Here is a 10,281-nt window from a genome sequence, read left to right on the forward strand (position 1 = left end):
CTCAGGCCGTCACCCCTGCGCCGGGGCCCGGCGGCAAGGTGGCGGGCAGCATCTCCCACAGGTGCTGCCGGTCGGTGGCACGCCGCAGGCATTCGAGCACGGCGGGCGGTGGCGCCGCGTACAGAGTCGGGAAGTCGAACTCGCCCTTCCCGGGGTCGGGCACCCAGGCCAGCCGTTCCTCGCCGAGCGAGAACCGCGCGTCCACACCGGGCTTGTTGCCGCGCGGGTCCTGCCGGGCCCAGCGGTCGTGCCCGGGGAGCCTGACTGCCACCAGCCCGTGGACGACGCCCAGGAACTGGTAGCACAGGCCCGTCGGGATCCCCTCGGCGCGCAGCAGGGCGGTCAGGGCGTGGGCCTTGGCGTAGCAGATCCCGGTGCGCTGCTCCAGCACGTCGGAGGCGCGCCAGGTGACGCGGGGGTCCCCGGCGTCCTGGGAGTGCGGGATGGTGTCGCGTACGAACTCGAAGGCCACCTTGGCATAGTCATGCGGTGTGGTGGTGGCAGCCCGGAGCTCGGCGGCGGTGGCGCGGACCCGTGGATGGTGATGGTCGATCGCTTCGTCGGCCGCCAGATAGGCGGTCAGGTCGGTGGTGTGCGGAATCGGCTCCATGGGAGGGATCCTAGGAACACTGAGAGCCGGTGCGCAATATATTTCCGACCATCGTATATTTATGCGTCAGGCGATGGCGTCGCTCGCCGCACCCGGATGGTTCCGCCCGGCGCGCGGGGCCGCGAGGGCGGAGGCCAGATCGTCGTGCAGGGCGAAGACCCGCGTCAGACGGGTCAGCCGCAGCAGGCGCAGTACCTGGGGGCTGCCGGTGACGATGCCGAGCCGGCCCTCACGGGCGAGGGTCCGGGCGCGCAGCCGTACGAGCACCGACAGCCCGCTGCAGTCGATGAAGGTGACGCCCCGCAGGTCCAGCACGACGTCGGGGCGCCCGACGGCCGTCAGCTCGTCGAGCCGGACGGATAACGCCGCCGCCGCGAGGATGTCCAGCTCCCCCGCCACCTCGACGACGGTCGCGCCGCCGACCGACCGTTCACACACTCCGAAAACGCGCTCTTCCTCGAACATGGAAAGCCCCCCGACTCCCGCCGCCTGCTGGGGCGCTCACCGCATGGGCGGTAGGTCACCGCTTACGGGATACCTCCTCCCGTACCACGCGTCAACAGATCGGACTAGGGCGTGTTGCGAAAGTCCCGCCTGCTCCACGACGCCTGGCACGCACGCTCGCCGCGTTGTCGGGATCATCCAAGTACGTCCAGTACGAGGACGACCCTCCGCCTTGCGATCGCACGCACCAGACGCCGCGGAGCCCGCCCTGCGGGCGGACGGCGCTACTTTCGCAACACGCCCTAACCCGGCAGTACCACCAGATCCCGCGCCGTGAGGTTGAGCCGCTCGCCGCCGTCGGCCGTGCACACCGCGATGTCCTCGATGCGCGCGCCGAAGCGGCCCGGCAGATAGATGCCGGGCTCGACGGAGAAGGCCATGCCGGGTTCCAGCGGCCGGGCGCTGCCGGAGACGATGTAGGGCTCCTCGTGGGTCTCCAGGCCGATCCCGTGCCCGGTGCGGTGGATGAAGTGGTCGCCGTATCCGGCGGCGGTGATGATGTCGCGGCCCACCGCGTCGAGCCGCTCGGCGGTGATACCCGGCCGGACGGCCTCGATCTGGGCGTTCTGGGCGCGGCGCAGCACCTCGTACAGCTCGCGGAAGTCGGCCGGGGGCTCGCCGACGGCGTAGGTGCGGGTGGAGTCCGAGCAGTAGCCGTCGTCGGTCGTGCCGCCGATGTCGACGACGACCGGGTCGCCGGGGCGGATGACGCGGTCGGAGACCTCGTGGTGCGGGCTGGCGCCGTTGGGGCCGGAGGCGACGATGACGAAGTCGACGGTGGTGTGGCCGGCCTGGATGATGGCGTCGGCGATGTCGCGGGCGGCCTCGCGTTCGGTGCGGCCGGCCCGGACCCACTCGCCGATCCGGCGGTGGACGCGGTCGATGGCGGCCGCCGCGCGGCGCAGGGCCTCGATCTCGGCGGGCGTCTTGCGCATGCGCAGTTCCAGCAGCACCCGCCCGGCCAGGCTCTGTTCGGCCCGGGGCAGGGCGGCGCGGAAGGCGAGGACCTTCTCGGCCCACATGTGGTTGTCGACGGCGATCCGGCGCGCGTCCGCCGGGAGGCGGCCGGCGACCAGCGCGTACGGGTCGTCGGTCTCGCCCCAGCCGATGATCTCGACCCCGAGCCCACCCAGCGGTGAGGCCTGCGCACCGGGCTTCTCCAGTTCGGGCACCACGAGGAACGGCGAGCCCGGCCGGCCCGCGGCGGGTACGACGAGGCAGACCAGACGCTCGGTGAGATGCGCGTGGTATCCGGTGAGGTAGCGCAGATCGGCGCCGGGGGCGATGAGCAGGGCGTCCAGTCCGGCTTCGGCGGCGGCCCCGCGGGCGAGTTCGAGCCGTTCGGCGGGGTAGAGCGGGGCCGGGGGAAGGGTGGCACTGTCGGTCATACGGCTCACCGTACGCGTCGTACGCTGACCTGGATGGATATGGACCGACTCGCCGCGGAACTGGCCGCCCTGCCACCGTCCTGCGGTCCGGTGCGGCTGGTCGCGGTGGACGGTCACGCGGGCTCCGGCAAGACCACCTTCGCCACGGCGCTGTCCCGGGCGCTGGGCGGCGCGCCCGTGGTGCATCTGGACGACCTGGCCACGCACGACGAGCTGTTCGGCTGGACCGGGCGGCTGCGCGAACAGGTCCTCGAACCGCTGCGGCGGGGCAGGACGGCCCGGCACCGCGTCTACGACTGGAACACCCGCCGCTTCGGCGGTGCCGTGGCCGTCCCTCCTGCGCCGGTGGTCCTGCTGGAGGGCGTCGGCGCGGGTCGGCGCGCGCTGCGCCCGCGGCTGGCCCGGCTGCTGTGGATGGAGGTGCCCCGTGACATCGCGCGGTCGCGCGGCGAACTGCGCGACGGCCCGGAGCTGGCCGGCTTCTGGTCCGGCTGGATGCGGGCGCAGGACGCGCACTTCGCGGAGGATCCGTCACGCCCCTTCGCCGACGCGCTGGTGAGGCTGGGAATGCCCGGATACGAGGTACTGGTGGTGCGGGAGGGACCACCCTGAAGCAACCCTGAAGCAACTCTGAAGTACCCCTCCCGTCACCGAACGTGACCGTCCGCAGTCGGTGCGCCGCACCCTCGAAAAGGCGCCCCGAGAGTGTCCCGAGGCGGCTTGACCCGGGAGCCTTACAGGACTTACGTTCTGAATGCGCGGTCGGAAACGACCGGCACCCAGACGCGAAGCCCCCGGTTGTTCCCCCGTGACCGGGGGCTTCGTTCTGCCCCGGGACGGACAAATGGGCCACCGGCGGACCGCCTTCGTCACCCACTGTCACCACGGCCAACGCTCTTCGACGCGCCCGTTCGCACGGGTACCATGCGGACAGGGCGCGGTCGCAGGTATATGTGTACGACACACCCTGAGCCAACTGCCGCCCTCGGCAGGCTGGTTGGGGCGGCTCACGGCGACGGCCACGGGGGAACGGTTGGTGGGGACCTGATGGACTACGGTACGGAACGCTCGGGCTCCCCCGCCGATCTCGCCTGGTCCCGGGCCGTGGACGCCTACACCGTGGGTGCCTACCCCCACGCCGAGGAGGAGTTCCGCGCCGCCGTCCGCCTCGACCCCGGTATGGCGGACGCCTGGCTGGGCCTGCACGCGCTGCGCGCCGACACCTCCACCGCGCTGCTCCAGATGTACCGGCACCGGGACCGCTTCGGGGAGCAGCGCAATCTGCACCGCCGGTCCATGAACTCGTGGTACTGGCTGGGCTGGTGGGTCCAGCCCGTGCTGGAGACCGGCCGTGACCTGCTGCTCGCGCACGCGTCCCACTGGCTCGACGGCCGGCATGTCGCCGAGCTCGACCGCGCGCTCGCGGAGTGCCCGCCCATCGACACCGATCCGCAGGTCCGCTTCCTGCACGCCTGCCGGGCGTATCTGGTCAAGGACTGGGAACAGCTGGTCCGGCACACCGAGCCACTGCTGGGCGACCCGGTCCTCGGCATCGAGGCCGGGCTCTTCGGCGGCATGGCCCGGGTCCGGCTCGAACTGTGCGGCCAGGCCGAGCCGTTGCTCGCGGCCGCGCTGATGCGGTGCCGCAGCGAGCAGCCGCAGCGCAAGGAGCTGCGCTACTGGCTGGCCCGCGCCTACGAGGGCACCGGGCGCACCGCCGCCGCGCTGCCGCTGTACCGGGCCGTGCACCGCGTCGACCCGGCCTTCATGGACACCGCCGCCCGGCTCACCATGATCGCCGACACCGACGGGCTGGGCGACGAGGCCGCCGATCTCGCCTCCGTCGCCACTTCGGGTCTGGGCCAGCTGGTCCCCGACACCCTCACCGACCCCGATCCGCTGCCGCCGCCCGGCGCGCCCGCTCCCGGCCAGTTCCTCGACGACCCGCTGACCGGGCCCGGGCTCCTCGACGACAATGTGCGCGACCGGGCGGTGCTGCCCGTCACGCCCATCCCGCCCTCGGAGATCCCCGCGACCGCCCCCGACCCGGTGCTGCTGGCCGAGGCCCTGGCCGAACTCGACCGGATGGTGGGCCTGGAGCCGGTCAAGCGCCAGGTCCGCGCGCTGTCCGCGCAGCTGCGGATGGCCCGCCTCCGGGCCCACCAGGGCCTGCCCGTCCAGCCGCCGAAGCGGCACTTCGTCTTCTCCGGCCCCTCCGGCACCGGCAAGACCACGGTGGCCCGCATCCTGGGCAGGGTCTTCTACGCCCTCGGACTGCTCGGCGGCGACCATCTGGTGGAGGCGCAGCGGGCCGACCTGGTCGGCGAGTTCCTGGGCCAGACCGCGGTCAAGGCGAACGAGCTGATCGACTCCGCGCTCGGCGGGGTGCTGTTCGTCGACGAGGCGTACGCGCTGTCCAACTCCGGCTACAGCAAGGGCGACGCGTACGGCGACGAGGCACTGCAGGTGCTGCTGAAACGCGCCGAGGACAACCGGGACCGCCTGGTGGTCATACTCGCCGGCTACTCCGAGGGGATGGACCGGCTGCTGGCCGCCAACCCCGGCCTCGGCTCGCGCTTCACCACCCGCGTGGACTTCCCCAGCTACCGGCCCCTGGAACTCGCCCGCATCGGCGAGGTCCTCGCCACCGACAACGGCGACCGGTGGGACGAGGAGGCCCTGGAGGAGCTGATCGCCATCGCCGGCCATGTCGTGGACCAGGGCTGGATCGACGAACTGGGCAACGGCCGCTTCCTGCGCACCCTGTACGAGAAGAGCTGCGCCTACCGCGATCTGCGGCTGTCCGGGTACGCCGGGCCGCCGAGCCGTGACGACCTGTCCACGCTGCGGCTGCCCGACCTGATGCAGGCGTACGGCGAGGTCCTGTCGGGGCGTGGCCCCGGGCTCCCGCCGCCGGATCCGTCGGAGTGACGGCGGACCGGCGGCGGGCCCGGCGGCGGGCCCGGCGGCGGACCCGGCGGCGGGCCCGGCGGCGGGCCTCGAACAGGGCCGGGGAGCGGCCGGCTATCCCACCATGGCCCGGGGCGTGGACGGCGCCGGGGACGGCGAAGGCCGCAGCCGGGCCGCCCGGTGCGAGGGGTCGCGTACCTCGCCGACTAGCATCTCCAGGACGTCCTCCAGGGCGACCAGCCCCAGCACCCGGCCGCCGGAGTCGGCGACCGCCGCCAGGTGCGAGGCGGCCCGCCGCATCCGCGTCAGGGCGTCGTCGAGCGGCAGCTCGGCCCGCAGCGTGGCCATGGGGCGCCACAGCCGCGCCGGGACCGGCCGGTCCGGCTCCTCCAGGTCGAGAACGTCCTTGACGTGGAGGTATCCCAGGTAGGCGCCGTCGGAGCCGGCTACGGGGAAGCGGGAGTAGCCGGTGCTGACGGTCAGCTCCTCGACCTGCCGGGGTGTGACGGAGGCATCCACGGTGACCAGCTCGGCCGGCCGCAGCAGGACGTCCGTCACGGGGCGGCTGCCCAGCTCCAGCGCGTCCTCCAGTCGCTCCTGCTCGCCGTGGTCCAGCAGACCCGCCTGCCGGGCGTCCTCCACGAGCAGCGTCAGCTCCTCGCTGGTGAAGACCGCGTCGAGCTCGTCCTTGGGCTCGACCCGGAACAGCCGCAGCACCAGCCGGGCGCAGGCGCCCAGGACCGCGATGACCGGCCGGAACACCCGGGCGAAGGCCACCAGCCCGGGGCTGAGCCACAGCGCGGTCTTCTCGGGCGCGGCCATCGCCAGGTTCTTGGGCACCATCTCGCCGATGACCAGGTGCAGGAAGACCACCACCGCCAGGGCGATGACATAGCCCGCCGGATGGACCAGCTGGTCGGGCATGCGCACGGCCTCGAAGAGCGGCTCCAGCAGATGGGCCACCGTCGGCTCGGCGACGGCGCCCAGCGTCAGGGAGCACACGGTGATGCCGAACTGGGCGGCCGCCATCATGCGCGGCAGGTGTTCCAGGCCGTGCAGCACCGTCCTGGCCCGCCGGTGCTTGCCGGCCAGTGGTTCGATCTGGCTGCGGCGTACGGAGACGAGCGCGAACTCGGCACCGACGAAGAAGCCGTTCGCCAGCACCAGCAGGCCCGCGAAGAACAACTGCAGAACGCTCATCGCTCACCGCCCTCCCCGGTCGTCGCGGCGCCGGTACGGACCAGGCGAACCCGCTCCGCCCGGTGATGGGTGACATCCCCGACCCGCAGCTCCCAGCCCGGCAGCCGGGCCGTGTCGCCGGGGGCGGGGATCCGGCCCAGCAGGTCGGCCACGAGGCCGGCGACGGTCTCGTACGGGCCCTCGGGGGCCTGGAGGCCGACGCGGGCGAGTACATCGACCCGGCAGGAGCCGTCGGCGTCCCACGCCGGGCGGCCGGTGCCGGCCGGGTCGGGGACGGGGGCCAGCTCGGGCAGGTCGGCGGTGTCGTGCTCGTCGCGCACCTCGCCGACCAGTTCCTCGACGATGTCCTCCACCGTGACGACGCCGGCCGTGCCGCCGTACTCGTCGACGACGACGGCGATCGGCTGCTGGCCGCGCAGCCGCTCCAGCAACTGCTGCACCGGCAGCGTCTCGGGGACCAGCAGCGGCGCGACCGCGATCCGGCCCGCCGGGGTGCGGTCCCGCAGATGCGCGGGGACGGCGAGGGCGTCCTTGAGGCTGACCATGCCTATCGTGTCGTCGAGCCGCTCCCGGTAGACGGGGAAGCGGGACAGTCCGGTGGCCCGGGTGAGGTTGAGGACGTCGGCGGCGGTGGCGGTGTCCTCCAGCGCGCTGACCCGCACCCGCGGTGTCATGACGTTCTCGGCGGTGAGCTCACCCAGCGACAGGGTGCGCACGAACAGGTCGGCGGTGTCCTTGTCGATGACCCCGGCCCGGGCCGAGTGCCGGGCCAGCGAGACCAGCTCGGTGGGGGTCCGGGCCGACGCCAGTTCGTCGGCGGGTTCCACGCCCAGGGCGCGGACCAGCCGGTTGGCGGCGGTGTTGAGGACCTCGATGACCGGCCGGAAGAGCGCGGAGAAGGCCCGCTGCGGGCCGGCCACCATACGGGCCACCTGCAACGGCCGGGAGACGGCCCAGTTCTTGGGCACGAGCTCGCCGATCACCATCTGGACGGCGGAGGCCAGGGCCATGCCGATGACGACGGCGACCGTCGGGGCGGCCCTTGCGGGGATGCCGGCCGCGGTGAGCGGACCGGTGAGAAGATCGGCCAGGGCCGGCTCGGCGAGCATGCCCACCACCAGGGAGGTGATGGTGATGCCGAGCTGGGTGCCGGAGAGCTGGAAGGACAGCTTGCGCAGAGCCGCGACCACACTGCGGGCCCGGCGGTCGCCCTCGGCGGCGGCGCGCTCGGCGGCCGGCCGCTCCACGGTCACCAGGCCGAATTCGGCGGCGACGAAGAAGCCGTTCGCGAGGATCAGGACAAAGGCTGCCGCGAGGAGCAGCAACGAGGTGTTCATGCCACCGCTCCGGGATGTCGGAAGAATACGGCGGCGCTGGTACTACTGGACGGTCCGTCCATCGTGGCTTGGTTGTCACTCCTTGGGTCGTTACGGGCCGCTGTCGCGGGGTTCCAGGGTAATCAAGAACCGGGCCCGCGCGGCAGAGCCGACGTGTTACGAGCTCGCTTCCCCGGCTGCGGTCCCGTGGGCGTCGGCCAGGGCGCGCAGGCTCCGCGCGTCGCGCAGCGCCTGCTCGCGGCCGACGCCCGGCTGGATGCCCATGGCGGCGAGGCTGGTGCCGTCGGCGAGGTCGAGATGGACCCAGGCGTCGCCGACCCGCAGATTCACCCGGACGATCTCCGCCCAGGCCAGCCGGCGCCGGGTGACGAGGTTGACCACCGTCACCCCGTCCGGGTCCGCGACGACCTTGGGGCGGCTGAGCCAGGCCAGCACGGCCAGGATCAGCACGCCCGTGGCCGCGAAGGCCAGCCGGTCGCCGGTGCCCCACGGGCGGGCGCCGTCGGCGGGCAGCAGCACGGCGATCAGCGTGAACATGCCGAACGCCACGCCGCCCGCCGTCAGCAGCACCGCACGGGTGCGGGCCGGCCGGAAGGTGACCGTGGTCACAGCCGGCACGCGTGGATGCCGGTGGTGAGGATGGCGCGGGCCCCGAGGTCGTACAGCTCGTCCATGATCCGCTGTGCCTCACGGCTGGGGACCATGGCGCGGACGGCGACCCAGCCCTCGTGGTGCAGCGGGGAGACGGTGGGCGACTCCAGGCCGGGAGTCAGGGCGATGGCCCGCTCGACGTGCTCGACCCGGATGTCGTAGTCCATCATCACGTAGCGCCGCGCGACCAGGACGCCCTGCAGCCGGCGCAGGAACTGCCGCACCTTGGGGTCCTCCGGGTCGGCCTCCTTGCGGCGGATGACCAGCGCCTCGGACTGCATGATCGGCTCGCCGATGACCTCCAGCCCCGCGTTGCGCAGCGAGGTGCCGGTCTCGACGACATCGGCGATGACCTGGGCGACGCCGAGCTGGATGGCGGTCTCCACCGCGCCGTCCAGCCGGACGACGGAGGCCTCGACGGAGTTGTCGGCGAGGTGCCGCCGGACGACCTCCGGGTAGGAGGTGGCGATGGTCAGGCCGCCGAACTCGTCGACCTTCGTCACCGTGCCGGGCACGGTGGCGTAGCGGAAGGTCGAGCGGGCGAAGCCGAGCTGGAGGATCTCCTCGGCGTTGGCCGCGGAGTCCAGGAGCAGGTCACGGCCGGTGATGCCGATGTCGAGGCGGCCGGAGCCGACGTAGATCGCGATGTCCCGGGGACGGAGGTAGAAGAACTCCACCTCGTTCTCGGGGTCGACCAGGACCAGCTCCTTGCTGTCCTTGCGTTGCCGGTAGCCGGCCTCATGGAGCATGTCCGCCGCGGGTCCCGAGAGTTGGCCCTTGTTGGGGACGGCGATGCGCAGCATGGGAGCGGGTTCCTTCTGTCGGTCCGTGCGGGGGCTCAGGTGTCGCTGGGGCAGAGGGTCACAGATGGGCGTACACGTCGTCCAGGGAGATTCCCCGCGCGACCATCATCACCTGCAGGTGGTACAGCAGCTGGGAGATCTCCTCGGCGGTGCGGTCGGCGCCCTCGTACTCGGCTGCCATCCACACCTCGGCGGCCTCCTCGACCACCTTCTTGCCGATCGCGTGCACCCCCTTGCCGACGAGTTCGGCGGTGCGGGAGGTGCTGGGGTCGCCCGAGGCGGCCTTGTGCCGGAGCTCGGTGAAGAGCTCCTCGAATGTCTTCTTCGCCATGGTGGTCCTCAGCCTACGCGCAGCCGCCCGCCGCTCACCGCCACGGTTCAGATACTGAACGCAGAATGGTCGCGGTCGCGACAGCGGCGGTCACGGCCTCGTGTCCCTTGTCCTCGTTCGATCCCTCCAGGCCCGCCCGGTCCAGGGCCTGGTCCTCGGTGTCGCAGGTCAGGACACCGAAGCCGATCGGGACGCCGGTCTCCACCGAGACCTGGGTGAGCCCGGCGGTCACGCCCTGGCAGACGTACTCGAAGTGCGGGGTGCCGCCCCGGATGACCACGCCCAGGGCCACGATCGCGTCATAGCCCCGGCCGGCCAGTACCTTGGCGGCGACCGGGAGTTCGAAACTGCCCGGCACGCGCAGCAGGGTCGGCTCCTCGATGCCCAGGTCGCGCAGCGCGCGCAGCGCGCCGTCGACCAGGCCGTCCATCACCTTGTCGTGCCACTGGGCCGCGATGACGGCGACGCGCAGGTCGCCGCAGTTCTTCACGGTCAGCTCGGGGGCGCCTTTACCACTCACGTACGTCTCTCCTTGCTCGGTGCGTAT

At 72.5% G+C, this 10,281-nt stretch carries 11 protein-coding genes; 2 read left to right on the top strand and 9 right to left on the bottom strand.

Going from position 1 to position 10,281, the window contains the following annotated elements:
- Position 1: 1 nt before the first annotated feature.
- From RWE79_RS07005 to RWE79_RS07015, 3 genes are all read right to left on the bottom strand, one after another.
- On the bottom strand, positions 2 to 610 hold the full coding sequence (locus tag RWE79_RS07005) for a transglutaminase-like domain-containing protein (protein ID WP_475939141.1): 609 nt from the start codon (positions 608 to 610) through the stop codon (positions 2 to 4).
- Positions 611 to 676: 66 nt separating this feature from the next.
- Positions 677 to 1,075: an STAS domain-containing protein gene (locus RWE79_RS07010; RefSeq protein ID WP_475939142.1), complete on the bottom strand. Its 399-nt coding sequence runs from the start codon at positions 1,073 to 1,075 to the stop codon at positions 677 to 679.
- Between the two features lie 281 nt (positions 1,076 to 1,356).
- Positions 1,357 to 2,502 (bottom strand): M24 family metallopeptidase, encoded by a 1,146-nt coding sequence (locus RWE79_RS07015; protein ID WP_475939143.1) that lies wholly within the window; start codon positions 2,500 to 2,502, stop codon positions 1,357 to 1,359.
- Positions 2,503 to 2,541: 39 nt separating this feature from the next.
- On the opposite strand from RWE79_RS07015, the gene RWE79_RS07020 reads away from it, so the two are divergent.
- Both RWE79_RS07020 and RWE79_RS07025 read left to right on the top strand, forming a co-directional pair.
- On the top strand, positions 2,542 to 3,114 hold the full coding sequence (locus RWE79_RS07020; protein ID WP_475945650.1) for a uridine kinase family protein: 573 nt from the start codon (positions 2,542 to 2,544) through the stop codon (positions 3,112 to 3,114).
- Positions 3,115 to 3,549: 435 nt separating this feature from the next.
- A complete protein-coding gene (locus tag RWE79_RS07025; RefSeq protein ID WP_475939144.1) occupies positions 3,550 to 5,433 on the top strand; it encodes an AAA family ATPase in 1,884 nt (627 codons plus the stop codon).
- Positions 5,434 to 5,526: 93 nt separating this feature from the next.
- Here the strand turns inward: RWE79_RS07025 and RWE79_RS07030 are convergent, their stop codons facing one another.
- From RWE79_RS07030 to ribH, 6 genes are all read right to left on the bottom strand, one after another.
- A complete protein-coding gene (locus RWE79_RS07030; protein ID WP_475939145.1) occupies positions 5,527 to 6,612 on the bottom strand; it encodes a hemolysin family protein in 1,086 nt (361 codons plus the stop codon).
- Positions 6,609 to 7,949, bottom strand: a complete 1,341-nt coding sequence (locus RWE79_RS07035; RefSeq protein WP_475939146.1) for a hemolysin family protein — start codon at positions 7,947 to 7,949, stop codon at positions 6,609 to 6,611. The genes RWE79_RS07030 and RWE79_RS07035 overlap by 4 nt, the downstream gene beginning before the upstream one ends.
- Before the next feature lie 156 nt (positions 7,950 to 8,105).
- On the bottom strand, positions 8,106 to 8,567 hold the full coding sequence (locus RWE79_RS07040) for a PH domain-containing protein (RefSeq protein WP_475939147.1): 462 nt from the start codon (positions 8,565 to 8,567) through the stop codon (positions 8,106 to 8,108).
- Positions 8,555 to 9,403 carry an ATP phosphoribosyltransferase gene (gene hisG / locus RWE79_RS07045; RefSeq protein WP_475939148.1) on the bottom strand — a complete coding sequence of 283 codons (849 nt, stop codon included), beginning with the start codon at positions 9,401 to 9,403 and terminating at the stop codon, positions 8,555 to 8,557. Before hisG ends, RWE79_RS07040 begins: the two co-directional genes overlap by 13 nt.
- A gap of 58 nt (positions 9,404 to 9,461) precedes the next feature.
- A complete protein-coding gene (locus RWE79_RS07050; protein ID WP_475939149.1) occupies positions 9,462 to 9,734 on the bottom strand; it encodes a phosphoribosyl-ATP diphosphatase in 273 nt (90 codons plus the stop codon).
- Positions 9,735 to 9,768: 34 nt separating this feature from the next.
- Positions 9,769 to 10,254 carry a 6,7-dimethyl-8-ribityllumazine synthase gene (ribH, locus tag RWE79_RS07055; protein ID WP_475939150.1) on the bottom strand — a complete coding sequence of 162 codons (486 nt, stop codon included), beginning with the start codon at positions 10,252 to 10,254 and terminating at the stop codon, positions 9,769 to 9,771.
- Positions 10,255 to 10,281 lie beyond the last annotated feature (27 nt).

This window comes from Streptomyces sp. RLA131 (assembly GCF_056270125.1).